General features: G+C 59.4%; 30 protein-coding genes. 18 read left to right on the top strand and 12 right to left on the bottom strand.

Annotated elements, in window-relative coordinates; genetic code table 11:
• Nucleotides 1-26: 26 nt before the first annotated feature.
• From ACR0LI_RS10655 to ACR0LI_RS10620, 8 genes are all read right to left on the bottom strand, one after another.
• Entirely contained in the window at nt 27-413 is a 387-nt protein-coding gene (locus ACR0LI_RS10655) for a hypothetical protein (RefSeq protein WP_171635652.1), read from the bottom strand.
• Nucleotides 410-1,498: a flagellar type III secretion system protein FlhB gene (flhB, locus tag ACR0LI_RS10650; protein WP_480492276.1), complete on the bottom strand. Its 1,089-nt coding sequence runs from the start codon at nt 1,496-1,498 to the stop codon at nt 410-412. The genes ACR0LI_RS10655 and flhB overlap by 4 nt, the downstream gene beginning before the upstream one ends.
• A complete protein-coding gene (locus ACR0LI_RS10645; RefSeq protein ID WP_480718490.1) occupies nt 1,495-2,268 on the bottom strand; it encodes a flagellar biosynthetic protein FliR in 774 nt (257 codons plus the stop codon). Before ACR0LI_RS10645 ends, flhB begins: the two co-directional genes overlap by 4 nt.
• The gene (gene flhA / locus ACR0LI_RS10640; protein WP_480718564.1) at nt 2,265-4,292 is read right to left on the bottom strand and encodes a flagellar biosynthesis protein FlhA; all 2,028 of its coding nucleotides are present in this window, start codon (nt 4,290-4,292) and stop codon (nt 2,265-2,267) included. Before flhA ends, ACR0LI_RS10645 begins: the two co-directional genes overlap by 4 nt.
• Nucleotides 4,293-4,361: 69 nt before the next feature.
• Nucleotides 4,362-5,060 (bottom strand): transglycosylase SLT domain-containing protein, encoded by a 699-nt coding sequence (locus ACR0LI_RS10635; RefSeq protein ID WP_371732246.1) that lies wholly within the window; start codon nt 5,058-5,060, stop codon nt 4,362-4,364.
• A gap of 73 nt (nt 5,061-5,133) precedes the next feature.
• Nucleotides 5,134-5,562 carry an Lrp/AsnC family transcriptional regulator gene (locus ACR0LI_RS10630; protein WP_171120148.1) on the bottom strand — a complete coding sequence of 143 codons (429 nt, stop codon included), beginning with the start codon at nt 5,560-5,562 and terminating at the stop codon, nt 5,134-5,136.
• A 52-nt stretch (nt 5,563-5,614) separates the two neighbouring features.
• On the bottom strand, nt 5,615-6,934 hold the full coding sequence (locus ACR0LI_RS10625) for an MFS transporter (protein ID WP_480718489.1): 1,320 nt from the start codon (nt 6,932-6,934) through the stop codon (nt 5,615-5,617).
• 3 nt (nt 6,935-6,937) lie between these two features.
• Nucleotides 6,938-7,195 (bottom strand): metal-sensing transcriptional repressor, encoded by a 258-nt coding sequence (locus ACR0LI_RS10620; protein WP_171635661.1) that lies wholly within the window; start codon nt 7,193-7,195, stop codon nt 6,938-6,940.
• 133 nt (nt 7,196-7,328) lie between these two features.
• Here ACR0LI_RS10620 and ACR0LI_RS10615 point away from each other — a divergent pair, with 133 nt between their 5' ends.
• The 7 genes from ACR0LI_RS10615 to ptsN all read left to right on the top strand — a co-directional run bounded on the left by ACR0LI_RS10615 (nt 7,329) and on the right by ptsN (nt 12,112).
• The gene (locus tag ACR0LI_RS10615) at nt 7,329-7,943 is read left to right on the top strand and encodes a ribonuclease D (RefSeq protein ID WP_171635664.1); all 615 of its coding nucleotides are present in this window, start codon (nt 7,329-7,331) and stop codon (nt 7,941-7,943) included.
• Nucleotides 7,940-8,908 (top strand): KpsF/GutQ family sugar-phosphate isomerase, encoded by a 969-nt coding sequence (locus ACR0LI_RS10610; RefSeq protein WP_171724122.1) that lies wholly within the window; start codon nt 7,940-7,942, stop codon nt 8,906-8,908. Before ACR0LI_RS10615 ends, ACR0LI_RS10610 begins: the two co-directional genes overlap by 4 nt.
• Nucleotides 8,909-8,919: 11 nt before the next feature.
• Nucleotides 8,920-9,519 carry an LPS export ABC transporter periplasmic protein LptC gene (locus ACR0LI_RS10605; RefSeq protein ID WP_152459764.1) on the top strand — a complete coding sequence of 200 codons (600 nt, stop codon included), beginning with the start codon at nt 8,920-8,922 and terminating at the stop codon, nt 9,517-9,519.
• Nucleotides 9,520-9,522: 3 nt separating this feature from the next.
• Nucleotides 9,523-10,014, top strand: coding sequence for an LptA/OstA family protein (locus tag ACR0LI_RS10600; protein WP_371732247.1), 492 nt, complete (start codon nt 9,523-9,525; stop codon nt 10,012-10,014).
• A complete protein-coding gene (gene lptB, locus ACR0LI_RS10595; RefSeq protein WP_152459766.1) occupies nt 10,014-10,772 on the top strand; it encodes an LPS export ABC transporter ATP-binding protein in 759 nt (252 codons plus the stop codon). The genes ACR0LI_RS10600 and lptB overlap by 1 nt, the downstream gene beginning before the upstream one ends.
• A gap of 252 nt (nt 10,773-11,024) precedes the next feature.
• The gene (hpf, locus tag ACR0LI_RS10590; protein ID WP_117870967.1) at nt 11,025-11,588 is read left to right on the top strand and encodes a ribosome hibernation-promoting factor, HPF/YfiA family; all 564 of its coding nucleotides are present in this window, start codon (nt 11,025-11,027) and stop codon (nt 11,586-11,588) included.
• Between the two features lie 59 nt (nt 11,589-11,647).
• The gene (gene ptsN, locus ACR0LI_RS10585) at nt 11,648-12,112 is read left to right on the top strand and encodes a PTS IIA-like nitrogen regulatory protein PtsN (RefSeq protein WP_117872900.1); all 465 of its coding nucleotides are present in this window, start codon (nt 11,648-11,650) and stop codon (nt 12,110-12,112) included.
• Nucleotides 12,113-12,167: 55 nt separating this feature from the next.
• Here the strand turns inward: ptsN and dalA are convergent, their stop codons facing one another.
• On the bottom strand, nt 12,168-12,683 hold the full coding sequence (dalA, locus tag ACR0LI_RS10580) for a divisome-associated lipoprotein DalA (RefSeq protein WP_171120163.1): 516 nt from the start codon (nt 12,681-12,683) through the stop codon (nt 12,168-12,170).
• A 169-nt stretch (nt 12,684-12,852) separates the two neighbouring features.
• Here dalA and ACR0LI_RS10575 point away from each other — a divergent pair, with 169 nt between their 5' ends.
• Both ACR0LI_RS10575 and ACR0LI_RS10570 read left to right on the top strand, forming a co-directional pair.
• Nucleotides 12,853-13,452 carry a L,D-transpeptidase gene (locus ACR0LI_RS10575; RefSeq protein WP_171635671.1) on the top strand — a complete coding sequence of 200 codons (600 nt, stop codon included), beginning with the start codon at nt 12,853-12,855 and terminating at the stop codon, nt 13,450-13,452.
• 139 nt (nt 13,453-13,591) lie between these two features.
• Nucleotides 13,592-13,774, top strand: coding sequence for a hypothetical protein (locus ACR0LI_RS10570; RefSeq protein ID WP_117870963.1), 183 nt, complete (start codon nt 13,592-13,594; stop codon nt 13,772-13,774).
• A gap of 71 nt (nt 13,775-13,845) precedes the next feature.
• Here ACR0LI_RS10570 and hemH read toward each other — a convergent pair whose 3' ends face one another.
• Nucleotides 13,846-14,895: a ferrochelatase gene (hemH, locus tag ACR0LI_RS10565; protein WP_480718488.1), complete on the bottom strand. Its 1,050-nt coding sequence runs from the start codon at nt 14,893-14,895 to the stop codon at nt 13,846-13,848.
• A 56-nt stretch (nt 14,896-14,951) separates the two neighbouring features.
• A complete protein-coding gene (locus tag ACR0LI_RS10560) occupies nt 14,952-15,782 on the bottom strand; it encodes a methyltransferase domain-containing protein (protein ID WP_171635676.1) in 831 nt (276 codons plus the stop codon).
• Between ACR0LI_RS10560 and ACR0LI_RS10555 the strand changes: the two genes are divergently transcribed.
• From ACR0LI_RS10555 to ACR0LI_RS10540, 4 genes are read left to right on the top strand one after another with little or no spacing between them, the layout of a single operon-like run.
• Complete coding sequence (locus ACR0LI_RS10555; protein WP_209834182.1) at nt 15,733-16,527, top strand: ComF family protein; 795 nt, start codon at nt 15,733-15,735, stop codon at nt 16,525-16,527. The two genes, ACR0LI_RS10560 and ACR0LI_RS10555, sit on opposite strands and share 50 nt — an antisense overlap.
• A gap of 38 nt (nt 16,528-16,565) precedes the next feature.
• Entirely contained in the window at nt 16,566-16,823 is a 258-nt protein-coding gene (gene grxC / locus ACR0LI_RS10550) for a glutaredoxin 3 (RefSeq protein WP_152459773.1), read from the top strand.
• A complete protein-coding gene (locus ACR0LI_RS10545) occupies nt 16,823-17,653 on the top strand; it encodes a carbon-nitrogen hydrolase family protein (RefSeq protein ID WP_480492264.1) in 831 nt (276 codons plus the stop codon). The genes grxC and ACR0LI_RS10545 overlap by 1 nt, the downstream gene beginning before the upstream one ends.
• Nucleotides 17,654-17,665: 12 nt before the next feature.
• Nucleotides 17,666-18,106 (top strand): MarR family winged helix-turn-helix transcriptional regulator, encoded by a 441-nt coding sequence (locus ACR0LI_RS10540; RefSeq protein WP_171635682.1) that lies wholly within the window; start codon nt 17,666-17,668, stop codon nt 18,104-18,106.
• 4 nt (nt 18,107-18,110) lie between these two features.
• On the opposite strand, the gene ubiG is transcribed toward ACR0LI_RS10540, so the two are convergent.
• Nucleotides 18,111-18,857, bottom strand: a complete 747-nt coding sequence (ubiG, locus tag ACR0LI_RS10535) for a bifunctional 2-polyprenyl-6-hydroxyphenol methylase/3-demethylubiquinol 3-O-methyltransferase UbiG (RefSeq protein ID WP_209834178.1) — start codon at nt 18,855-18,857, stop codon at nt 18,111-18,113.
• Nucleotides 18,858-18,905: 48 nt separating this feature from the next.
• On the opposite strand from ubiG, the gene pip reads away from it, so the two are divergent.
• The 5 genes from pip (at nt 18,906) to ACR0LI_RS10510 (ending at nt 23,717) form a co-directional block, all read left to right on the top strand.
• The gene (gene pip / locus ACR0LI_RS10530) at nt 18,906-19,883 is read left to right on the top strand and encodes a prolyl aminopeptidase (RefSeq protein ID WP_480492261.1); all 978 of its coding nucleotides are present in this window, start codon (nt 18,906-18,908) and stop codon (nt 19,881-19,883) included.
• Entirely contained in the window at nt 19,880-20,701 is an 822-nt protein-coding gene (locus tag ACR0LI_RS10525; RefSeq protein WP_480718487.1) for an ABC transporter substrate-binding protein, read from the top strand. Before pip ends, ACR0LI_RS10525 begins: the two co-directional genes overlap by 4 nt.
• Nucleotides 20,702-20,861: 160 nt before the next feature.
• A complete protein-coding gene (gene rimP / locus ACR0LI_RS10520; protein WP_152459779.1) occupies nt 20,862-21,452 on the top strand; it encodes a ribosome maturation factor RimP in 591 nt (196 codons plus the stop codon).
• Nucleotides 21,452-23,071: a transcription termination factor NusA gene (nusA, locus tag ACR0LI_RS10515; protein WP_171120181.1), complete on the top strand. Its 1,620-nt coding sequence runs from the start codon at nt 21,452-21,454 to the stop codon at nt 23,069-23,071. Before rimP ends, nusA begins: the two co-directional genes overlap by 1 nt.
• Before the next feature lie 22 nt (nt 23,072-23,093).
• Nucleotides 23,094-23,717, top strand: coding sequence for an RNA-binding protein (locus ACR0LI_RS10510; protein ID WP_171635687.1), 624 nt, complete (start codon nt 23,094-23,096; stop codon nt 23,715-23,717).
• Nucleotides 23,718-23,721 lie beyond the last annotated feature (4 nt).

Raw genomic sequence — 23,721 nt, 5'->3', positions numbered from 1 at the left:
CGGCCCGATACTCCGGGTCGGTCAAGCTATGGCCCGAAGTGTTTTCTGGTTTTTGCTTTTCGGTTTGCCTGCTGAACTTCCTTCCGCAATGTTTCCACCGCTTGTTTTCGCCCAAAGGCAGCACGTAAAGCTTCCATTCCGGCCAGTTTCTGCGCGCGCGTTCGTGCCAGTTGCAGGTTCAATTGTCTCCGGGTCGCGGACTCCCAACTATTCCAGAGAACGTCGGTCCCTGAAACCTGATAGCCTTCGACCTTGGTGCTGTCTTGGCGCGCCTGACGGAGTTGACCGTCCAATCTGGCAAGTTGCTGCTTGATCCGTGCCTCGGCCTCCAGGATCGGTCGCAGCGCTTGAAATTGCTTCTGAAACGCTGCGTTGGTCACTTTTTCCAGATCGGGTAATTGCGTATGAGTCATCGAACTTGCTCCTTCGCGCGTTTTCGCATCGCTTCGGCAAACCGGATCGCGGCGGCAACAGGACGATAGTGCTCTTCGGCGATCTCCTGACCTATGTCCACGGTCGCGTGAAGGGCGCGAGCTGTGGGAGGGTCTGAATGGATCGGAACGCCTGCTTCTCCTGCGGCGGATCGGATGGTGGCGGCGATTTCGTCCACCCCTTTGGCAACGCAAACCGGGGCGCTGCCCGCAACCCGTGTCCATTTAAGCGCCACAGCATAATGGGTGGGGTTTACGATCACGACATCCGCGCCTGGAACACCTGCCAACATTTGGTTGGTTGCGATTTCCTGTGCACGCTGGCGCCGGTGTTGTTTGACATGAGGGTCGCCCTCGGCATCCTTGGTTTCATCCATGATCTCCTTGCGCGACATACGGTTCTTGCGCATGTGTTCGGCATATTGCCAAAGGAAATCGACAACCCCGATGGCCAGTGCGATGGCGATCACGATGAACAGAAAGCGAAACAGCAGGTTCATCATCAGCAGAATGGATGACTTTGCCGGCGCCGCGCTGGCAGACAAAATTTCGGTTAGATTGGCTTTCAGAAAAAGCGCAAGGCAGGTGCTGTAGATCAACAGTTTGGTGGTGCTTTTGGCAAACTCGAACAGGCCGCCCCGCCCGAACTTGTTCTTAGCGTTCGAAATCAGAGAGATACGCGAAAGTCTTGGTTTCAATTTGCTTGGGGCAAAGATCAGCGCGCGCTGGGCGATCAAGTTCAGCAGAACAGCCGCGGCAGGAAGGAAGAACAGCAAAGCAACAGGCAGCAGGGCACTTTTCAAAACCCCCGCAACCGGAGCATGCGATGCCCCATCCGTCAGAAGCCGTGCAAATGCGTCGGACTGATCGATCAGAACCATGAACCCGGTGCCCATATGCTCGACGCTGTATTGACCGACTGTAAGCAGAGCGATCAGAAACCCGGTATATGCCGCCACAACCGACAAGTCGTTGGATTTTGGAACCTCACCTTTCTCGCGCGCCTTCAGCAGCTTTTGCGGTGTCGGCTCGTATGACTTGTCGCTGTCGTCATCACCTGCGCTCATCTTTGCGCTCCCATCGGGTTGGTGAAGAAGGCGACCAGCGCGTCCGCCCACACGGACAGGATCAGCGGTGTGCCGGCGAACAGCAGAAACAGCCCGGCGAAGGTAATTGCAGGAGCACCCACGAAGGCCACTATCAGCTGGGGCATTGCCCGGTTGATGACCCCAAGTGCCAGGTTGTAAATCAGAGAGGCGATGACGAACGGCGTTGCCAGTGCAAAAGCCAGCCCAAAGCTGTTGGCGACCTGATGCAATCCCCAACGCGACGCATCCGCGGCACCGGGTGCCAACCCTATTGGAAACAGGGCATAACTCTGGATCAGGAACTGCGCGGCCCGGATGTGCAGGTCCATGATCACGGCAAGTGTCAGCCCTGCCAGGGTCAGCAGGTATCCCATGGCGGGGACCGGATCGGCCGCCGCGCCACCCAACAGTTGCGACAATGACGTGGACTGAGCCGCAATAGACCCCGCGGTTTGCAGCGCGAGAACGAACAGGCGCAGGCCTATCCCCAGGACAAGCCCGATCAGGACCTCGGTGCCGACCAGTTGCACGGTCGCCCAAAGGCTGGGATCAATTCTGACGGGGGGCGCAGCGGGCAGTATGATCAGCGTGAAAGCAACGGAAGCACCAAGCTTTACCCGTGTCGGAATACTGCGCTCACCGAAAGCTGGAAGCAGCGAAACAAGAGCGGAGGCGCGCAGAAACACGACAAAGGCCTGCCAGATTACTTCGGCCAGCTGCGACAGCATTTCTGGCGGCAGGGCAATCACGCTGCAACAGTTCCGACCAAGGCAGGTTTGGCTTCCAGCCCGATTTCTTCGAAGGACAACACCGGGTTGGACACGCCGCGTGCCTGCATGACTGTGCGCAGCAACCGACGGCGCCGGGTCGAGGTCACGACGGCCGGAAACAGACCGTTGTCAGCGGAATTGGCGATGGTGCTCACAACTCCGTCGGCCAGTTTGTTGAACACGTTTGGGGGCAGCGCGACATCCATGCCGGTATTTGGGGCGTCGATCTGGTAAGAGGCGAATGTGTCCTCCCATTCCGGGGCCAACTGTATCAGAGGGATCGAACCATCCTCGCGCTTCATGTCCGCGACCAGCTGAAAGCCAAGACGCTGACGCACAAGTTCACAGATGCCTTCGGGCTGGGTTGTGGTCAGTCGCGCCTCGGCGACACTTTCAAGGATCAGCGCCATGTTGCGGATCGACACACGTTCGTCGATCAACAGGCGCAGAACAGCGTGCAACGTGTCGATCGGCACTTTGTCGGGGATCAGTTCATCCAGCAGCTTGCGGTTGGCTTCGGCGCGTACCGGGTCGCTCAGTCGGGTCATTTCCGACAGCAGGCGCCGGAGGGATTTCAGTGTCAGCAGGCGCGAGAAGTTCTGTTTGATGATCTCCAGCAGATGGGTGGCAAGAATCTCAGGCGGTGAGACTATGGTGGCGCCGCTCAGCGCGGCGTCCTCCTGATCTTTCGGCAGGATCCAGCGCGCCGGAGCACCATAGACAGGCTCGGTCACGTCATTGCCCTCCGGCAGCAGGTCAAACCCGTCCTGCACGAGCGCCAGGACCAGATCGGGATGCAAGACACCGCGTGCCTGTTCGACGCCCTGAACCTTGATCACATACGTTCCGGTCGGCAGGTCGGCGCGGTCGGTCAGGCGGATCTCGGGCAGAATCAGGCCAAAGGTCGACGCCACATAGGTCCGCATATTGGCAATACGGGCGTCCAGCCCCGTGCCAGGGTTCAGAACCATGCTGACCAGATCCGGCGCGAACTCCAGATGGACATCATCCAGGTCCAGGATGTCGCCGATAGCCTGGTATGACGGCGCTTCGGTTTCGGTCGAGGGCAGGTTTGCCGATGCCGCCGCATCTTGCTGCTTTCGGTGAACATTGTAAGCCGCATATCCCAGAATAGCTGCGCCAAGGATGAATGGCAGAAAAGGGAGACCGGGCACCAGAGCGAACAGGACCATGAGCACCGCGACAGTCGACAATGCTGCGGGGTGGCGGCCAAGTTGAGAAAAGATGGCGTTGTCTGTGGCCCCTTGCGTGCCGCCCCGTGCCAGCAGCAGGGCAGACGCTATGGAAATGATGACGGCGGGAATTTGGGATACCAACCCATCGCCGACGGTCAGAATCGCATAGGTTTCGAACGCCGAGGCCACGGGCATACCATGCACGACGACTCCCATGACCAGGCCCATGACGAGGTTCAGCAACGTGATCAGAAGCCCGGCGACGGCGTCACCTTTCACGAATTTCGACGCACCGTCGAGCGAACCGAAGAATGTCGTCTCCTGCTGTTCCAGCTCTCGCCGTTCCTTGGCTTGCTGATGATCGATTGCCCCGGCGGACATGTCGCTGTCGATCGCAAGTTGTTTGCCGGGCATCCCGTCCAACGCAAAGCGCGCGCCGACTTCGGCCATGCGGGCGGCGCCTTTGGTGATGACCATGAAATTCACGATCAGCAGCACGCCGAACACCACCAGGCCAAGAAAAATACTGCCGCCCATGACGAAACTGGCAAAACCTTCGATCACGTCTCCTGCCGCATTCGGGCCGGTGTGCCCCTGCCCGATGATCAGTTTCGTCGACGACACATTCAGCGACAGGCGCAACATCAAAGACGCCAGCAGAATCGTGGGGAAGGACGAAAAGTCCAGCGGGCGTTCAATGAACAGCGTCAGGGTGAAGATCAGGATGGCCAGGGCAAAGGAGGCCGCCAACCCCACGTCCAGAACCCAGGCTGGCATGGGCAGGATCATCATGACGATGACCGTCATCAGCGCAATCGCCAGCAGGACAGTAGGCGAAAACAGCGACTGGATGTTTACCTTGGGCACGCGAAACTCCTAGTTGAAGGCGATAAACGCGGTTGCGGCGCCTGCGGCCGGCACCAGAGACCCAAGCGCGCCGGTGCGGGGCGAGGCCGTCGGAATGGGGATCAAGGGGAGTCCGGCTCCGGTGAACGGATCCCGAGACGTGCCCGCAACCCGGGTTCGGGGGGCCCCTTCAAGCTGTGCCAGCACCTTTTGAAACCGCTCTTTGTAAGCTTCGGCAAGGGGTGTCGTGCGGGAATGATAAGCCCCCGCGGCTGCGGGCCACGATCCAAGCTCGGCATGGAGTTCATTCAGGAACCGGGCGGCGTAGGTCGCGTTCTCATCCGGATCGAACATCGCGTCGATCGAACGGAAGGCTCTGCCGTGCCAGCGATAATTGATCTGAAAACAGCCGACATCAAAGCTGCGGGCGCCCGATTTGAAGATTTTGAACGCATAGGCCTTGGCTTCGACCTCGGACTTGAACCAGTATCCCTGACCGCCGACGTTGATCGTCCAGGGCCAAGGCTGCAACCGGCCGTCCAGCCTGCGCCCGGTTTCAACGCGCGAGATGGCGCGCAGCACGTCCAGGGGCACGCCTTCGGACAAAGCGGCGCGGCGCGCGGCATGATCGCACAGGTCACCGGTTTTGGCATCTGGCATGGCAAACCCTGCCTGCGCCAAAAGCACATGCACCAATATGAGTAACAGCGGGAACTTCTGATTTGGCATTCTGCCGGTCCGGGATTCTGATCTCTCCCGGCCAAGCTAGCCAACGATCGGTTTACAGAGAGTTATCGCCGCTTCAGTTTCGATCTATCCTGCGCCCGAACACGACGCTGGTATTGGTGCGCAGGACACCGGGGATCTTCGCCAGGTCGTCGACCAGAATGTCCAGATCCTCCAGCCTGGGCGCCTCCGCCGACAGCATAAGATCGAACTCTCCGTTGATCGACAGGCATAGCTTGACCTCGGGGTAGGCTTCGAGCCGCCTGATGATCCGGCTGGTTTCCTTTTGCTGCACTTCAAGCATGACGATGACCTGCACTTTCGGCGTGTCTTCGGTGGACCCGAGGCGCACGGAATATCCTTCGATCAGGCCGCGCTGTTCCATCCGGTTTATTCGCTCGTGCACGGTTGTCCGGGCAACACCCAGCGTGGTCGCAATCTGCGTGGTCGAGGCGCGTGCGTTGGCTTGCAGGGCGGCGATGATGCGGCGGTCAAGCTGGTCCATTGGGGCTCTGGTTCGTGGTCATTCCGGGTTGAGATCAGATCGAAGCGCCCGCTCAGGGTTCGCGCGGGATGCGCGGGTGCAGATCGTCGATGATGATCGGATGCGCGTGCGGGCCTGGCCCGGCCAGATGTGGGTGATCGGGCGGCAGGTCGGGGTGATCATGGGTGATCGGTTCCTGGTCGAGGCGCGGCCAAAGGCCGATTGCACCGACGACGCCGGCCACGGACAGCGTCGCCATGCTGCTGAGTGTGACGGTCGGGCCGAACACGGTCATCAACCACCCCGCCAGCGGGTAAAGAACCAGCCAGCAACCATGCGACAGAGTAAACTGTGCGGCGAAGACGGCGGGGCGATCCTCGGGGTGGGCCGACCGGGTCAAAAGGCGGCCCGAAGGTGTCAGGGTGGTGGAATATCCGAAACCGGTGAATGCCCACAACGCGGTCAGCAACCCGAGCGACAGAGGAGCAATTGCGGCCAACATCGCAGCGACGGCCATGGAGCCAGTGGCGAATACGGCGCCCGCGACCATGACCCGACGGTCCTCGATCCGATCCAGAAGGCGGGGCAAGGTAAAGGCTGCAAGCATCGACCCGCCCCCGAACCCGGCCAGGGCAATGGCCACCGCGCTTTCCGACAGGCCCAGATTGGCGCGCACGATGACCACGGTGTTCACGATTACCATCGAGCTCAGGGCTGCTGCGCTCCAGCTGAGCGCAAGCAGTCCGCGCAACCTGGGTGTTTTCAAATAGATACGAATGCCGCGCGTGGTGCGGTCATAGATGCCGCGGGGGCGGCTTGGCTTGGGTGACGGAAGCACGACCGAGACAACCAGCATTGCCGATGCGACAAAACCCAACGCGGTACCCCAGAACAGGCTGCTGAAGCTGACCAGCAGCAGCAATGCGGCGGCGAACATGGGACTCAGCAGGCTTTCCATATCGTAGGCCAGGCGTGACAGCGACAAGGCACGCGTGTATTCAGCTTCGTCTGGCAGAACGTCCGGGATCGTGGCCTGAAAGGCGGGCGTAAAGCCCGCCGACGCCGATTGGAGCACGAAGATCAGCACGTAGATTTGCCAGATTTCGGTCACGAAAGGCAGGCACACTGCAACCGCAGCGCGGATCAGGTCCAGCACGACCAACATCTTGCGACGATCCAGACGCTCGGCAAAAGCAGCGGCGAGCGGTGCAACAGTGACGTAAGCCACCATCTTGATCGTCAGTGCCGTGCCTAGGACAAGGCCCGCAGCATTCCCGGCCAGATCAAAGGCGAGCAGCCCAAGGGCGACCGTGGCCAGCCCGGTTCCGGTCAGGGCGACGATCTGGGCGGCGAACAGGTGGCGGTAGGTGCGGTGTTTCAGAATACTCAGCATGGCTCAGAGGTACTTTGTAATCGCTTTGAAGTCTTCGATCCCGCCGCCATCGTCGTCAGCGGACAGGCAGTGTTCGATATGATCATGAATCAATGCGCGTTTGGCATTGGTGACGGCCTTCTCTACTGCAAACAACTGTTGGGCGATGTCGGAACAGGGGGCGTGCTCCTCGAGCATGGCAATGACCTTGGCGAGGTGCCCATGGGCCCGCTTCAGTCGGGCCGTGATTTGTGGATGTGACTGGTGGGCGTTGTCTGACATGACTTATCCATATCCCCCCGATGGGGATATGGTCAAGGATTCGGCATCGAACGGCCCGCGACTTTCGGACGGCGTTGAGTTTGGGGACCAAACCGCCTATCTCGGAGGCGATATCGCACAAAGGAATAGTCGGGTGGCGAACCATTTGTACAAAAACGATCTGCCGGATGGGCTGGATCTGGGCCCGGTTGTGGCCATTGACTGTGAAACCATGGGGCTGAACCCGCATCGCGATCGCCTGTGCGTGATCCAAATGTCAGGCGGCGACGGTAACAGCCATATCATCCAGGTGGACAAGGGCCAGACCGTAGCCCCGAACCTGAGTGCCATGCTGGAAAACCCCGATGTCCTGAAGCTGTTCCATTTCGGGCGGTTCGACATCGCCGCGATGTATCACACCTTTGGTGCCCTGGCCGCGCCGGTTTACTGCACCAAGATCGCCAGCCGGCTGGTGCGCACCTACACCGACCGTCACGGGCTGAAGAACCTGTGCCAGGAACTGATCGGCGTGGATATCTCGAAACAACAGCAGATGAGCGACTGGGGCGCTGAAACCCTGACCGATGCTCAGCTGGACTATGCGGCCTCGGACGTTCTTTATCTGCACCGCCTGCGCGACGAGTTGAACAAGCGGCTGGCGCGCGAGGGCCGGACCGAGATGGCGCAGGCCTGTTTTGATTTCCTGCCGATGCGTGCGAAGCTGGACCTCGCCGGTTGGCCCGAAACGGATATCTTTGCACACTCATGACCGACACCGAAGCATTTCTGAGAACCGCCCGCCAGGTCGTCACTGACGAGGCCCGCGCGCTGGATGTGCTGGCCGACAGCCTTGACGAGCATTTTGCCGAGGCCGTGCATCTGATCCTGAAAGCCACCGGGCGCATCATCATCAGTGGCATCGGAAAATCGGGCCATATCGGCCACAAGATTGCCGCCACTCTGGCCAGTACCGGAACGCCCGCCTATTTCGTGCACCCGGCCGAGGCCAGCCATGGAGATCTGGGCATGGTTTCCAAAGGCGATGTGGTGCTGGCGATTTCGAATTCGGGCGAAGCGCCTGAGCTGGCCAACCTGCTTGCCTTTACGCGCCGCTTTGGCATTCCGCTGATCGGGCTATCCAGCAAGCCAGAAAGCACGTTGATGAAACAGGCTGATGTGCATCTGCTGATACCGTCGATGGGCGAGGCCTGCGGTTTCGGCATGGTGCCTTCGATCTCGACGACGCTGACCCTTGCAATGGGCGATGCGCTGGCCATTGCGCTGATGAAGTATCGCGACTTCCGCCCCGAGGATTTTCGCGCCTTCCACCCCGGCGGAAAGCTGGGTGCACGGCTGAGTACGGTGCGCGACCTGATGCATACAGGCGACGCCCTGCCTCTGGTCGCGGCGAACACCGCGATGAGCGACGCGCTGATCGAAATTAGCCAAAAGGGTTTCGGCGTGGCCGGTGTAACGGATGCGCAGGGGCATTTGTCGGGCATCATTACGGACGGTGACTTGCGGCGACACATGGACGGTCTGCTGGACAAAACGACCGAGCAGGTCATGACCGCCAATCCGACCACCATAACACCGGACGCATTGGCCGAAGAGGCGGTGGCGATCATGAATGATCGCAAGATCACTTCGCTGTTTGTGGTCGACGAGGCTGCATCCGGGCAGGCGCTGGGTCTTCTGCATATCCACGACTGCTTGCGCGTCGGTCTGGGCTGAGGGAGGTCGAATTGGACAGGTATTCCCGCATGGTACAGTTCCTGAAGGTTCTGTTGCCACTTGCGGCCATTCTGATGCTGTCCACAGTGTTCCTGCTGTCTCGCAGCATCGAAACCAACGTATCGGTGCCATTCGCCGAAAAAGACATTGACGAGCGATTGGCGCAACAGGTGGTCACACAGCCGAAATATCGAGGGACAACCCGCAAAGGCGAAGATGTCCAGATCGAAGCCATCCAGGCCAAGCAGGGCGGCGAAGACGAAACCCCGACCGCATCCGAATTTCGGGGCCGTCTGGGGCTTCTCAGCGGTGGAACGATATTTCTGGATTCCAATTCAGGTTTGATCCGCCCCGATGAGGGCACGGCAACTTTTGTCGGCGACGTCGTGATTACCACTGCCGACGGACTTCAGGTCACGACTGATCTGCTCAACACGTCGCTGGACGAAATCCGGGGCGACACGCCGGGGCGGGTGAACGGAACCGGGCCGATCGGCAATTTTTCCGCCGGACGCATGACCTTTGGCACTGAAAAAAAGGACGGACCGGTCCATATTGTTTTTACAGACGGCGTGAAGCTGGTATACGAGCCTGAAAAAGCAGAAAGATAACCTGTGTTCGATTTTCGTTTTGTTCCTTTGTGCCTTGCTCTGTTTGCAGGTGCCGTAACCGCGACAGCGCAGGAGGCGCAGGTGGCTTTTGGTTCTGCAAATGCCGACCCGAGTCTTCCGGTCGAGGTCACGTCCGAAACATTGAACGTCAACCAGGAGGACGGTTCTGCCGAATTCCTCGGAAATGTCGTCGTCATTCAGGGCGAAATGCGGCTGACTGCTGAACGGGTTCTCGTGATCTATAACGAGGAACGCTCGGCGATTGAACGGATGGAAGCCACCGAGAATGTTGTTCTGGTCAGCCCGCCCGATGCGGCAGAGGGCGATTGGGCGGAATACACGATCGATTCCGGTGTGATCGTGATGAAAGGCAATGTCCTGCTGACGCAAGGCCCCAGCATCATCAGCGGCGACCAGATGAACGCCAATCTGACAACGGGCACAGCGACCATGACCGGGCGCGTCAAGACGATCCTTCAGCAGGGAAACAACTGATGGCGCGACCCGACCTGTCAGTGGCCGAAGGCAATTCCGGGCTGCGCATCGAGAAGCTGCGGAAATCCTACCGTAAGAAAACGGTGATCCGCGATGTCTCGATGACACTGGACCGGTCCGAAGTCGTTGCCCTGTTGGGACCCAACGGGTCGGGTAAGACCACGACCTTTTATTCCGTGGCGGGGCTTGTTTTCCCAGAGGCCGGCAAAGTCACGATTGACGGCCAGAATGTTACGACTTTGCCGATGTACCGGCGTGCGCGAATGGGCATCGGTTACCTGCCGCAGGAGATGTCGATCTTTCGCGGCATGAGCGTCGAGGACAATATCGCCGCGGTACTGGATATCACGGTTCCTCATGCTCACAGGCGGAAAGAACGGCTGGAAGAGCTGTTGTCGGATTTCTCGATCGAACATCTGCGTCGCGCGCCTGCTCTTGCCCTTTCCGGCGGTGAGCGCCGCCGCGTTGAGATAGCGCGATGTTTGGCCGCAGACCCGAAATATCTTTTGCTGGACGAACCATTTGCGGGTGTTGATCCGATCAGCGTCGGCGATATCCGGCATCTGGTTGCCGACCTTAAAAAACGGGGGATCGGTGTTCTGATCACCGACCATAACGTGCGGGAAACGCTGGAAATTGTTGACCGCGCCTATATCCTGCATGACGGGCAGGTTCTGATGTCCGGCACACCTGACGAAGTCGTCGAGAACGAGAATGTCCGCCGTGTCTATCTTGGCGAAAACTTCCGTATTTCATAGGCTTGTTATGGTCTGCGTCGGATGCATGGCGGAAATCGCGTATATACACACCTGTTTTGATTGACTCTTCCGTCGTCTCTTGCCTCAATTGTCCCATGGCATTTACCCGGTTCCAGTCTGGAGATCGTTGTCCCTTCGTTGAAGGGCTGGAGTTAAGACAACCGCGGAAAGTGTCTCGACCCCCCACCCGATAAAAACAAGTTCGTCGCGTAACGTGACGTCAGAATGGGTGTGAATTGTGAAGGAGATCACATGCGTTACCAAATCAGCGGAAAACAGATCGACATCGGTGCGGCGCTTCAGACTCACGTGCAGACCGAATTGGGCGAGGTTGTGGGCAAATATGCCCAGCGGCCTACCGACGCCAACGTCGTCTTTTCCCGTTCAGCGCATGAATATGTATGCGAAACAACAGTGCACCTGTCCACCGGGCTGACCGCTCAGGCCAAGGCGCATGCAACCGAAATTTATGCGGCGTTCGAGGCATGCTGCGACAAAATGGAAACACAACTGCGGCGCTACAAACGTCGTTTGAAGGACCACCACAAGGATCGGTCCGAGCCGGTTGAACTCTTTGGGGCGTCCTCTTATATCCTCGCCTCTGACGAATCGGACACGGCCGATGAACCCGAATCGCTACAGCCCATGATTGTGGCTGAGATGGAAACTAAAATCCCATCTTTGAGCGTTGGTGAAGCCGTGATGCAAATGGAACTTGCCGGTGCCCCGGTGCTGGTGTTCAGAAATGAGAACAAGGATGGATTGAACGTCGTGTATCGTCGCGAAGACGGTAATATCGGCTGGATTGATCCTTAACAGGCAAGGATACGGGGCGGCACCCGCCGAGGCGGGTGCGGTGCCCATGGAGCGTGATCATGGAGCTTTCGAGCATACTAAAGCCCGAAGCAGTACGTGTACTATCCGCCGCTTCCAGCAAGAAGCGGTTGTTTCAGGAAATAGGCGATGTAGCAGCCGCCAATCTGGGGCTCGACTCGCAGGCCGTCGTCGACTGTCTGCTCGAACGGGAAAGCCTGGGCCCGACCGGCGTGGGGCATGGCGTTGCGCTTCCGCACGCGCGTTTGCCCGAGCTGGATTCGGTTTCGGGCGTATTCGTCATGCTGGAAAAGCCCATCGACTTTGGATCGGTTGATCGTCAACCCGTGGACATCGCCTTTGCACTTTTTGCGCCGGAAGAGGCCGGCGTCGATCATCTTAAGGCGCTGGCCCTTGTGTCACGCACGCTGAGGGACACCTCGGTGTGCACCAAGCTTCGGGCGAACCCTGATCCGGTCAAGCTTTATGCTATCCTGACCGAAGCGCAGTCCATGCAGGCAGCGTAATCACAAAAAAAGCCCCCGGATTTCGGGGGCCTTTTTGTGTGTACGGTGATCGGGGTCAGCCGCCGGTTCCCATTTCCAGCGTCCACCAGATTTTCCCGCCTTTTTCCTGATGCCAGGCGAACCCCATCTGCGTGGCCTTGGGGTCCATGATCACGGCGCGCGGTCCGGGTTCCTGCATCCAGGCGGCAAGGGTTTCGGTTTCGGTTTCGTATGTCTCGGAAATGGCTTCACCGAGGAACGTGCCGAAATATCCGACCCGTGCAGCCCGATCGATCGGCGAGGAACCGTCGGACCCAAAGTGCCAGGGCCGGTTCTGTCTGGCCATGTCCTTGGAATGGGTCGCCGCTGCTGCGTTCAGCTGCGCGTTCAGCTGGACAGGCTGCAATCCCTGGGCCTGGCGCAGGGCATTGACCGAATCAACCATACGGAACTGCAACTTTTCCGGGTTGCCGCGAATTTTGTAGACCGTGGGCAGCGGGCGACCGTCTGCACCAATGGTCGTGGTGCCGGTGTCTGTACATGCCGCCAGCGCGACAAAGCAAATCAAGAGTAAAGAAACGATACGCGTCATGATCGACCTGGTTATTGTGTCTTTACAGGGCATAGCGCGCCTGAAGGCTCTGAGCAAACGCGCAATGGCCCTAACTTGCATGATTCTGCCGGTTTGATTTGCGACTGAAGCATTCTGGCAATAGAATGTCATAGATTTCAGACCTCATCTAAACACAGGACCCGTTGTCATGGTCAAAAAGCGTATTCATTCGCCCACACGCAGGGGATTTCTGGCAGGGGCCACTGCGACGCTGGCAACCCCAGCACTGGCGCAATATATCCCGGGCGACCCGCTGCGCCCTGCACCCGAGACTGAACCGGCGGTTCGCCGCAACGTATCCGGGTTCCGGGCATTGGATTGGCAACCGTATTTCTCGAACACCAGAAATGGCGCCATTCTGGTCGATACCGTCTCAAGAGCGCTGCATTATTGGTCGGATGATCAAGCGGTGTACAAATTGTACCCGTCGTCGGTTCCGCTGACCGAAGAACTCACCCGGCGCGGGCGTACCAGCGTAATCCGCAAGGTCGAAGGGCCCAGCTGGTCTCCGACGCCGTCGATGAAAAAACGAAATCCGGAATGGCCGGACTATATTCCTCCGGGGCCAGATAACCCGCTGGGAACACACGCTTTATACCTGAGCTGGAAGTATTACCGCATTCACGGCACGCACGATACGCGAAAAATCGGACGTCGGTCGTCGAATGGCTGTATCGGTCTGTTCAACGAAGACATTGCCGAGCTGTTCTCGATGGCGAAGGTCGGCACGCAAGTGTTGCTAATTTGACGACATTTTCGTGTGGGAACCCGCTTAGCGGTCAAGTTGCAATTGCATTCCAGCGTCAATGCTGATTAGAAAAAACCACGAGGTAAGTCTTAGATGTGTGGTTCCGGGCATTGGAACTGCGCAAATTCTGGAGGTTAATATGAAGAAACTCGTTCTCGCTGCTGCACTGACTGCTGCCGCTTCGACCGCTTATGCTGGTAACCTGGAAGAGCCGGTTGTTGAAGCACCTGTTGTTGTAGAAGAAACTCAGGGTTCGTCGCAGGGCATCCTGCTGCCGCTGATCCTGCTGGTCGTTGTTGCTGCTGCTGTTGCTGCAAGCTAATCCGACACGGAATTCATGAAAAAGGCGGTGGAGCAATCCACCGCCTTTTTTGTTTCCCAAGGCTGTGCAGGTCAGTCCAGCCAGCCGCGCAAGTTTTCTTCGATCACCGTGCCCAATGCAGCAATGTGCGCCGCATCGTCATTGAGGCATGGAATATAGGTGAAGGTTTCGCCGCCTGCTTTTTCGAAGCTTTCCTTGATCTCTTCGTTGATCTCTTCCAGCGTTTCGATGCAGTCGGCCGAGAATGCCGGTGCGATGACCGCTATGTTCTTTTTGCCCTGCCTGGCCAAATCCGCCACATGATCCACTGTATAGGGTTTCAGCCATTCCTCGGGGCCGAATCGCGACTGGAACGTTGAAACCAGTTGATCGTCAGACCACCCCAGCCGTTCCTTCAGCAGCCGTGTCGTCTTGGCGCACTGGCAATGATAGGGGTCACCCTGTTGCAGATACCGTTCCGGCATCCCGTGATACGAGCAGACCAGAATATCGGGTTTTGTCTCCGCCGCTGCATAGGCACGTTCAACGGATTGCGCCAGGGCGTCGATATAGGCCGGTTGGTCGAAATAGGCCGGTACGGTTCGCGAGGCGGGCTGCCAGGCCTCATCCATCAGTGCACGAAAGAACTGGTCATTGGCGGTGGCTGTGGTTGCGCCCGCGTATTGTGGGTAAAGCGGGAAGAACAGAATACGGTCACAGCCCGCGGCAACCATCTCGCGCACTTTGGACTTTGTTGAGGGGTTGCCGTAGCGCATACAGAAATCGACCATCACCTGATCCCCGTACCGATCCTGCATTGCGCCGCGCAGCTTGGCAGTCTGGTCCTTGGTGATCGTCATCAGCGGGCTTTCGCCCTTCTCGTGATTCCAGATCGATTTGTAGGCTTCTCCCGAACTGAATGGCCGTTTGCTGAGGATGATCGCCTGAAGAATCGGTTGCCATTTCCATTTCGGATAGTCGATGACCCGTTGATCCGACAGAAACTCGTTCAGATAGCGACGCATCGGCCAATAGGTGTAATCGTCCGGGGTGCCCAGATTGGCCAGCAAAATGCCAACACGGCCCATCTTGACCTTGGGATGGTCGGCAGGAGCATGAGCGGGACGAGTGGCATCAAACATTTGAGCATTCCTGAGTTTTCGTGTTCCGACCTGAGATAAAGGGATTTGGTTGCGCGTCAATCCGGCAGTTTGCCCTCTTTCGTGCGCAGGGCATCTGCCAGGCGCATTTGGGCTGACCCCGGGCGCAGCGGCTTTGGTTGGCTGTCATCGGGGGACCAGCCGGTCAGGCAAATCAGTTCGAAGGTTGCGGCAAGGCGGCCTGTTTCCGTCGAAAAGTGATCCGAATAGACGCGCTGTGCGGCTTCGAACACTCTGCGTCGGGTTGGGCATTTCAACCGGGCAGCCAAAGCGTTGGTCTCACCCATGTCCCTCAGATCGTGCATCAGGTGCCAGATATCGCGGTATTCTGCCGTCAGCGGTACGGCATCGGCCACTGGCAATGCCAGACCGGCCCGCTGCAACAATCCACCGAGGTCGCGCAGTTCGGCCATGGGGGCGATTCGGGGGCTGAGCCCGCCCGTGACTTTGATTTCGGCCTGACCCAGCGCGGCGCGCAATTCGTGAAGGGTCTCACCCCCAAGGCATAGAACAAGAACCAGTCCATCCGGTTTCAAAGCCCTTTTGCATTGGATCAACTGGCCGACCGGGTCATTGGCGCAATGCAGCGCCATCGCATGAATTACCAGATCATGCGCACCGGGTTGAAGCGACAGCACATCGTCATCCGCGACAATGGCGGCATCCGGAAAAACGTCTGCCCAAAGCTGTGGAAAAGGGGTCACAACCGCAGGTGCCGTAAAGGTTCTGTTAACCATGGAGAGCCGATCCTGAACCTCATCAATGGCGGCGCGGTGCAAGAACAAGGCGTCGTCCTTCGCGCGGGCGCGATGATGCAGAATGGCGTTACGGTCGAAAAGAGAGGGTGCGGTGGGCTCGGGCAGTTTCATAGGTCGCAAGTATCGCATTGCGCAGCGGATTCAAACTGCCCTTGCTCTGATCTACCCGCCGCGTTGCATGGGCTGCGGAGAGCTGACGGAATCCGATTTCGGCCTGTGTGGGGCGTGTTGGCGGGATACGCCGTTCATCGGTGGCACGGTTTGCGAAAGCTGTGGTGTGCCCGTGATCGGAAGCGCAGACAGGTTCCGGACCGAGTGCGACGATTGTCTGAAAACCCCTCCGCCCTGGAACGCGGGCCGCGCTGCGCTGATGTATGATGGGAAGGCGCGGTCACTTGTTCTGGCTTTGAAACATGGTGACCGTACCGAACTGGCCCGCCCCGCTGCGCGTTGGATGGCGCAGGCCGGGCGCGAGCTGTTGCGTCCCCGTATGGTGATTGCTCCGGTGCCGTTGCATTGGTCACGCCTGCTGAAACGGCGATACAATCAGTCTGCGCTGCTGGCACGCAACCTTGGGCGAGAAACCGGGTTGGACTGCGTGCCGGATCTGCTGGTGCGCAAACGGCGGACCCCGGTGCTGGACGGAAAGACCGCGCGGGAAAGGGACGAAGCCTTGGCAGGCGCAATTGACATCCACCCAAGGCGGGCACTGCATTTGAAGGGGCGCGATGTCCTGCTGGTGGATGACGTGATGACATCCGGCGCGACGTTGGCGGCGTGCACGCGTGCGTGTCAGGCCGCAGGGGCAAATCATATTTTCGTGTTGGCACTGGCGCGCGTTGCCAAGGATGCCTAATTCGCCCAAGATCGCACGAAACCCAAAGGGACCGGAACATGAAGCCCGTAGAAATCTATACCTCGCCGCTCTGTGGTTTTTGCCACGCGGCCAAACGTCTGCTGAAGCAGAAAGGCGTTGAGTTCAAGGAAGTTGACATTCTGATGCACCCCAAACGCAAGCCCGAGATGATCCAGCGCGCAGGCGGCAAACGCACCGTGCCTCAGATTTTCATCGGGACACAGCATGTGGGCGGCTGCGACGACCTTTACGAGCTGGAGCGGCAAGGCAAGCTTGACCGTCTGCTTGCGGCCTGATGAAGACCGCGCTGCTGCAAATCACCTCGTCGGATGATCCGGTCGAAAACCTGGACATGGTGCGCGCCATGGCGGCCGACGCGGCAGGGCAGGGTGCGCGGTTTATCCTGACGCCAGAGGTCACGAATTGCGTGTCAAACAGTACCACGCGGCAAAACGAGGTTCTTCAGCACGAAGAAGACGACATCACCTTGGCCGGCCTGCGGGAACAGGCCGCCCGACTGGGCGTGTGGGTGTTGATCGGGTCACTGGGGATAAAAACTCATGACGCTGACGGGCGGTTTGCCAACCGGTCTTTCATGATCGATCCGCAAGGTCAGATCGTGGCGCGTTACGACAAGATTCATATGTTCGACGTGCAAGTCACCGAGACCGAGACGTTTCGCGAATCAAAGAACTACCGCCCCGGTGAAAAGGCGGTCATAGCCGAAACCGATTTTGGCAAGGTGGGTTTGACCATCTGTTATGACATCCGGTTTCCGTACCTGCATGCGGCTTTGGCGCAGGCAGGCGCGCGAATCCTGACCGTTCCGGCAGCGTTTTCACCTGTTACGGGCGCCGCGCATTGGGAATCGCTGCTGCGGGCCCGGGCGATCGAGACAGGCTGTTGGGTCTTGGCCCCCGCGCAAACGGGGGAACACCCATCAACGCGCGGAAAGACGCGTTTTACCCATGGGCACAGCATGGTTGTCGCCCCTTGGGGAGAGGTGCTGATCGACGCAGGTACCGATCCGGGCATTCACATTTTCGATTTGGATGATAGTTCTGTGTCAGAGGCACGCCGCCGCGTGCCGTCGTTGACACATATCCGGTCTTTCACGGGACCCTGACAGAACTGAACAATGACGGAAGACACCAACGCCCTTGCGGTCACGCTGTTCAGCGAGATCCTGACCGCGGATCAGTTGTTGCGCAACCGGCTCAGCCGGGTGCTGCCCAAGGGTATGGAAATTTCGCATTTCTCTGTGCTGAATCATCTGGTTTTCGTCGGGGACGAGCGTAGCCCGGCGCAACTGGCCAACACATTCCACGTGACCCGAGGAGCGATGACCAACACCTTGGCCAAGCTGGAATGGGCTGGATACATCCACATCCGCCCCGACTGGGACGACGCCCGCCGCAAGATGGTGGCGATCAGCCCCGCAGGCCGACGGGCGCGGGATCAGGCGATTTCCTCGATCGCGCCGCTGATCAACCGTGTCGTCGGAGAGCTGGGGCTGGAACGGGTGCGCGGCACGCTGCCGGTTCTAAGGGATTTGCGGTTGCAGTTGGAGGGGGAGTAACCCCCTACTGTGGCTTCACGCTCGCCGTCACGTAATTCACGCTCAAGTCCCGATCCGAGATGGACCAGCTCCACAGGATTGGGTTGAACACGAACCCCTTGCGGTCCACCGGGTCCAGCCCGGCCTGACGCAGCAGGTCGAACAGCTCGTCCGGCGTGATGAACTTGTTCCATTCATGGGTGCCGCGCGGCAGCCAGCGCATGACGACCTCGGCCCCGAAAATCGCCATCGCATAGGATTTCGGGTTGCGGTTGATGGTGGAGCAGATCAGCAAGCCACCCGGTTTCAGCAAGTCTTGCGATGCGGTCAGAAAGCCAAGGGGATCGGCCACATGTTCGACCACCTCCATGTTCAGCACCACGTCGAATTGTTCGCCTGCTGCAGCCATGTCTTCGGCGGTTGTGTGGCGATAATCGATTTGCAGCCCCGATTGCTCGGCATGGATGCGGGCCACGGGCAGGTTGCCCTCGGCGGCGTCGGCACCCACAACTTCAGCACCGAGCCGCGCCATGGGTTCGCTCAGCAGCCCGCCGCCGCAGCCGATATCCAGCAGGCGCAGGCCTTCGAACGGCACAGGCGACTTTAGGTCGCGATCGAATTCTCCGGCGATCTGCTGCGTTATATAGTCCAGCCGGCACGGGTTAAGCATGTGCAATGGTTTGAATTTCCCGTGCGGGTCCCACCATTCGGCGGCCATCGCCTCGAATTTTGCGATCTCGGACGGGTCCACCGTGTTCGGATGCGCTTGCATTCCTGTCTCCGTGTGCTCTTTTACGCTTAAGGACTATATAGGGCCATAATGGACAAGTACCCGGACCAAAAGCGCGCAGTTCAATATCTGTACCCGCCGATCGACCCTTTCGACCAGCGGATGGTCAATATGGGCGATGGGCACCGTATTTATGTGGAACAATGCGGAAATCCTGACGGCATACCCGTCGTGATCCTGCACGGGGGGCCGGGTGGGGGGTGCAGCCCGGCCATGAGGCGATACTTCGATCCTCAGGCTTACAGGGTGATTCTGTTTGACCAGCGCGGATGTGGCCGGTCGCGCCCCACCGCCTCGGTCGAGGACAACACGACGTGGCATCTGGTGGCCGACATAGAGCGGCTGCGCAAACTCTTCGAGATCGAAGAATGGATCGCTTTTGGCGGAAGCTGGGGGGCGACTCTGGCGTTGATCTATGCCCAGACCCATCCCGATCGCGTCAGTCGACTGGTGTTGCGCGGGGTGTTCCTTGCGACTCAGGCCGAGCTTGACTGGTTTTACGGCGGTGGCGCCGGGCGGTTTTGGCCCGAGCAATGGCAGAAATTCACCTCGCTGCTGCCCGAGGTTGAACTGAACGACACCATTGCCGCCTATAACAAACGTCTGTTTTCGGGCGACCGCGCGACAGAGATCCTGTATGCGCGGGCCTGGTCGCATTGGGAAAACGCGCTGGCCTCGATCCACACCAACGGATCGGTTGGCGAAAGCCCCGGCGAATACGCGCGCACCTTTGCGCGGCTCGAGAATCACTATTTCACCAACAAGGCGTTTCTGGAAACGGACGGGCAGATTCTGGATCAGATGGACCGGATCGCGCATATCCCCGGCCATATCGTGCAGGGGCGCTATGACATGATCTGCCCGCCGCAGGCCGCCTGGTCGCTGGCGGAACGCTGGCCGAATGCCGAACTGAAGATGGTTCGTCAGGCGGGGCACGCCCTGTCCGAGCCGGGCATCAGCGCGGAACTGGTGCGAATCATGGACCGTGTGGCGGAGGGTGTCGCATGACCCGCATCGATCGCCGTGCTCTCTTTGCCTCTGGTGCCGCTGCCGCATTGCTAGCGGCGACAGGAGCATCCCTTGCCGGTACGCCCAAGAAAGGCGGGACATTGCGTCTGGCTGTTCCGCGCGATGACAGCCTCGAGCAAGTGGCGCGTGGGGCCGTTTTCGACACAATGACCGAAATCGCCCCGGATGGTACGTTGCGCGGTGAGCTTGCGACCGGCTGGCAAACCGACGCCGACGCACGGGTCTGGAACTTTGATCTGCGTGATGACGCGATCTTTCACGATGGCGAACCCTTGCAGATTGCCGATGTCCTGGCCGTTCTGGCCGAAATCGGAAGGCCCGAGGCGCTTGCCCCCAACCGCCTGCGGCTTGAACTTGCCGAGGCAAATCCCGGATTGCCATTCCTGTTGGCCGACAGCCGCTTTGTTGTTGCGCGCGCCGGTGAAACCGTATCCCCGTTGCGCAAAGCCTACGGCACCGGCTGCTATCGTGTCGAACGGGCAGAAGATGGCCGCCATTTTCTGGGCCGCCGTGTCGAGGGGCATTATAAAGATGGTCAGGCCGGATGGGCTGACGCGGTTGAAGTCATTGTAATCCCGGACCCAGCCGTGCGCGCCGAGGCGCTGCGGGACGGGTATGTCGATATCGCGGCGCTTCCGGATCGGGCCGGAATGCGAGGCACGCGCGGTGTCCGGTTCCACCCCTCCGAGGCCGACATGGCCCTTGCCGTATCGGATGCTGTCGGGATGCCGCGGCAGATTGCCGGGAACGGTGCGCTGGACGATGGCCGCATCGCCGAACGGTGGTGGATGGTGTAAATCCGAATGCGAATCCCTCAGGGGGTTGCAGACTCGGGCCATCCTGCGTATATGCAGTTTCAACAGCGGCGCGTTGGACTTCTGGTCCAAGGCTCCACCGGAAAATTCGACGGGCCGCGCGCCCGTTTTTTTGTGCCCGACTGACAGGGTAGAGTACCAGATGACAAACGACCTGATAGCAAAAGCTGCCATTGACCGGCGACTGGCCGAGATCATCACGCCCGTGATCGAAGATCTGGGGTATGAGCTGGTCCGTATCCGCCTGATGAGCGGCAAGCAGACTACGCTTCAGATCATGGCCGACAAGCCCGATGGCGGTATCGAAGTGGATGATTGCGCCGAGATTTCCAACGCGGTCAGCGCCACGCTGGATGTCGAGGACCCAATCCTTGATGCCTATACGCTTGAGGTGTCCAGCCCCGGTATCGACCGCCCTCTGACCCGTCTGAAGGATTTCGAGACCTTCGAAGGCTATGAGGCCAAGATCGAGACCGCCGAACTGATTGACGGCCGCCGACGCTTCAAGGGCGAATTGGCGGGGATCGAAGGGGACGAGGTTCTGATCAACATCCCCGAGGGGGATGAAACCATCACCATCGGTCTGCAATTCGACTGGCTGAGCGACGCCAAGCTGGTCCTGACCGATGACCTGATCAAGGAAATGCTGCGCCAGCGCAAAGACGCCGGTGCCCTGAACGAAAACGCTTTCGACGAGATTGAGACCGAAGGGTCCGAAGAGGAGACGAACTGATGGCAATCACCTCAGCCAACCAGCTGGAGCTGTTGCAGACCGCCGAGGCCGTGGCCCGCGAAAAGATGATCGACCCCGGTCTGGTTGTCGAAGCGATGGAGGAATCGCTCGCCCGCGCCGCCAAGAGCCGCTACGGCGCCGAGATGGACATCCGCGTGTCGATCGACCGCAAGACCGGCAAGGCGACCTTTACCCGCGTCCGTACCGTGGTCGAAGATGAGGAGCTTGAGAACTATCAGGCCGAAATGACCGTCGAGCAGGCCAAGCAGTATATGGAAGCGCCCGAGGTTGGTGACGTCTTCGTCGAAGAGGTCCCGCCGGTTGAGATGGGCCGGATCGCGGCTCAGTCCGCCAAGCAGGTGATTTTGCAGAAGGTGCGCGAAGCCGAGCGTGACCGTCAGTACGAAGAATTCAAGGATCGCGCCGGTACCATCATCAACGGTGCGGTCAAGCGCGAAGAGTTTGGCAATGTCATCGTCGATCTGGGCGGTGCCGAGGCGGTTCTGCGCCGCAACGACAAGATCGGCCGCGAAAGCTATCGCCCGAATGACCGGGTGCGCGCCTATATCAAAGAGGTTCGCCGCGAAGTGCGTGGCCATCAGATCTTCCTGTCGCGCACAGCGCCGGAATTCATGGCCGAGCTGTTCAAGATGGAAGTGCCGGAAATCTATGACGGCATCATCGAGGTCAAGGCCGTGGCCCGTGACCCCGGTTCGCGCGCCAAGATCGCCGTGATTTCCTATGATGGTTCGATCGACCCCGTGGGTGCCTGCGTTGGTATGCGCGGCAGCCGTGTGCAGGCGGTTGTGAACGAGCTTCAGGGTGAAAAGATCGACATCATCCCGTGGAACGAAGACCAGCCTACCTTCCTGGTGAACGCGTTGCAGCCTGCCGAGGTTTCCAAGGTGGTTCTGGACGAAGAAGCCGGCAAGATCGAGGTTGTCGTGCCAGAAGAACAACTGTCGCTGGCCATCGGTCGCCGCGGTCAGAACGTGCGTCTGGCCAGCCAGCTGACCGGCCTGGACATCGACATCATGACCGAGGCCGAAGAATCGGCCCGCCGCCAGAAGGAATTCGAAGCCCGTACCAAACTGTTCATGGACAGCCTGGATCTGGACGAATTCTTTGCTCAGCTGCTGGTCTCGGAAGGCTTCACCAACCTCGAAGAAGTTGCCTATGTCGAAATTGAGGAACTGTTGGTCATCGACGGCGTCGACGAAGGTACCGCGCAGGAACTGCAAACCCGCGCCCGCGAATTCCTGGAAGCACAGGCCAAGGCGGCACTGGATGCGGCGCGTGAATTGGGGGCCGAGGACAGTCTCATTGAATTCGAAGGTCTGACACCCCAGATGGTAGAGGCGCTGGCCAGGGACGACGTGAAGACTCTGGAAGACTTTGCAACTTGCGCCGACTGGGAACTGGCCGGTGGCTGGACGACCGTCGATGGTGAGCGTGTCAAGGATGACGGTGTATTGGAGCCTTTCGGCGTAACGCTGGAAGAGGCGCAAGATATGGTCATGACGGCGCGTATCCTGCTGGGTTGGGTTGATCCGGCCGAGCTGGAACAGGCGGAAGAAGACGTCGACGGCGATGCAGCAGACGAGGAGGTCGAGGCCTGATCTCGGGCTTCGGGTGGCGTGTATGAGTCGCGGTGGCGCCCATAAGGATCGGTCCGACGGACCCGAGCGCAAGTGCATCGCCACAGGCGAGGTGCAGCCCAAAAACGGGCTGATCCGCTTTGTGGCGGGGCCGGACGGTCAGGTTTTTCCGGATGTCGCGGCGAAACTGCCCGGGCGGGGGGTCTATGTGGCGGCGGATCGTGCCGCCCTGGACAAGGCCGTTGGCAAGAAACTGTTTGCGCGGGGGTTCAAGGCGCAGGTGTCTGTGCCCAAGGACCTGGCGGAAAAGGTTGAACAGCAGATCGCGCGCCGCGTTGTCGAGCTGCTCAGCCTGGCGCGCAAGTCCGGCGACGCGGTCGCGGGGTATGAAAAGGTCAAGACGTGGCTGGACCGGGAAGAGGCGCAGGTGCTGATTCAGGCCGCCGATGGATCGGGGCGCGGCAAGTCCAAACTGAGCACGCCGCACTTCGGGAAATACATAGGTTGGCTGACGGCAGACGAATTAGGACAGGCATTTGGGCGCCAAACGGTGATTCATGCGGCCTTGGCCTCTGGCGGACTCGCCAAACGTGTTGTAGAGGAAGCGCAGCGCCTGCGTGGCTTGCGCGAAACGGATGACGGCGGCAGGGGCCGCGCGGAAGGGTAAAGAG

It is taken from the genome of Ruegeria sp. CL7, assembly GCF_056536445.1.
This window is presented reverse-complemented; position numbering and strand designations above follow the sequence as displayed.

Coding starts and splice junctions, on each gene's coding strand:
- ACR0LI_RS10655 (WP_171635652.1), bottom strand. CDS start 413: ATGACTCATACGCAATTACCCGATCTGGAAAAAGTGACCAACGCAGCG.
- flhB (WP_480492276.1), bottom strand. CDS start 1,498: ATGAGCGCAGGTGATGACGACAGCGACAAGTCATACGAGCCGACACCG.
- flhA (WP_480718564.1), bottom strand. CDS start 4,292: ATGACGGTCATCGTCATGATGATCCTGCCCATGCCAGCCTGGGTTCTG.
- ACR0LI_RS10635 (WP_371732246.1), bottom strand. CDS start 5,060: ATGCCAAATCAGAAGTTCCCGCTGTTACTCATATTGGTGCATGTGCTT.
- ACR0LI_RS10630 (WP_171120148.1), bottom strand. CDS start 5,562: ATGGACCAGCTTGACCGCCGCATCATCGCCGCCCTGCAAGCCAACGCA.
- ACR0LI_RS10625 (WP_480718489.1), bottom strand. CDS start 6,934: ATGCTGAGTATTCTGAAACACCGCACCTACCGCCACCTGTTCGCCGCC.
- ACR0LI_RS10620 (WP_171635661.1), bottom strand. CDS start 7,195: ATGTCAGACAACGCCCACCAGTCACATCCACAAATCACGGCCCGACTG.
- ACR0LI_RS10610 (WP_171724122.1), top strand. CDS start 7,940: ATGACCGACACCGAAGCATTTCTGAGAACCGCCCGCCAGGTCGTCACT.
- lptB (WP_152459766.1), top strand. CDS start 10,014: ATGGCGCGACCCGACCTGTCAGTGGCCGAAGGCAATTCCGGGCTGCGC.
- hpf (WP_117870967.1), top strand. CDS start 11,025: ATGCGTTACCAAATCAGCGGAAAACAGATCGACATCGGTGCGGCGCTT.
- ptsN (WP_117872900.1), top strand. CDS start 11,648: ATGGAGCTTTCGAGCATACTAAAGCCCGAAGCAGTACGTGTACTATCC.
- dalA (WP_171120163.1), bottom strand. CDS start 12,683: ATGACGCGTATCGTTTCTTTACTCTTGATTTGCTTTGTCGCGCTGGCG.
- ACR0LI_RS10575 (WP_171635671.1), top strand. CDS start 12,853: ATGGTCAAAAAGCGTATTCATTCGCCCACACGCAGGGGATTTCTGGCA.
- ACR0LI_RS10570 (WP_117870963.1), top strand. CDS start 13,592: ATGAAGAAACTCGTTCTCGCTGCTGCACTGACTGCTGCCGCTTCGACC.
- hemH (WP_480718488.1), bottom strand. CDS start 14,895: ATGTTTGATGCCACTCGTCCCGCTCATGCTCCTGCCGACCATCCCAAG.
- ACR0LI_RS10555 (WP_209834182.1), top strand. CDS start 15,733: ATGGCGTTACGGTCGAAAAGAGAGGGTGCGGTGGGCTCGGGCAGTTTC.
- ACR0LI_RS10560 (WP_171635676.1), bottom strand. CDS start 15,782: ATGAAACTGCCCGAGCCCACCGCACCCTCTCTTTTCGACCGTAACGCC.
- grxC (WP_152459773.1), top strand. CDS start 16,566: ATGAAGCCCGTAGAAATCTATACCTCGCCGCTCTGTGGTTTTTGCCAC.
- ACR0LI_RS10545 (WP_480492264.1), top strand. CDS start 16,823: ATGAAGACCGCGCTGCTGCAAATCACCTCGTCGGATGATCCGGTCGAA.
- ACR0LI_RS10540 (WP_171635682.1), top strand. CDS start 17,666: ATGACGGAAGACACCAACGCCCTTGCGGTCACGCTGTTCAGCGAGATC.
- ubiG (WP_209834178.1), bottom strand. CDS start 18,857: ATGCAAGCGCATCCGAACACGGTGGACCCGTCCGAGATCGCAAAATTC.
- pip (WP_480492261.1), top strand. CDS start 18,906: ATGGACAAGTACCCGGACCAAAAGCGCGCAGTTCAATATCTGTACCCG.
- ACR0LI_RS10525 (WP_480718487.1), top strand. CDS start 19,880: ATGACCCGCATCGATCGCCGTGCTCTCTTTGCCTCTGGTGCCGCTGCC.
- rimP (WP_152459779.1), top strand. CDS start 20,862: ATGACAAACGACCTGATAGCAAAAGCTGCCATTGACCGGCGACTGGCC.
- nusA (WP_171120181.1), top strand. CDS start 21,452: ATGGCAATCACCTCAGCCAACCAGCTGGAGCTGTTGCAGACCGCCGAG.
- ACR0LI_RS10510 (WP_171635687.1), top strand. CDS start 23,094: ATGAGTCGCGGTGGCGCCCATAAGGATCGGTCCGACGGACCCGAGCGC.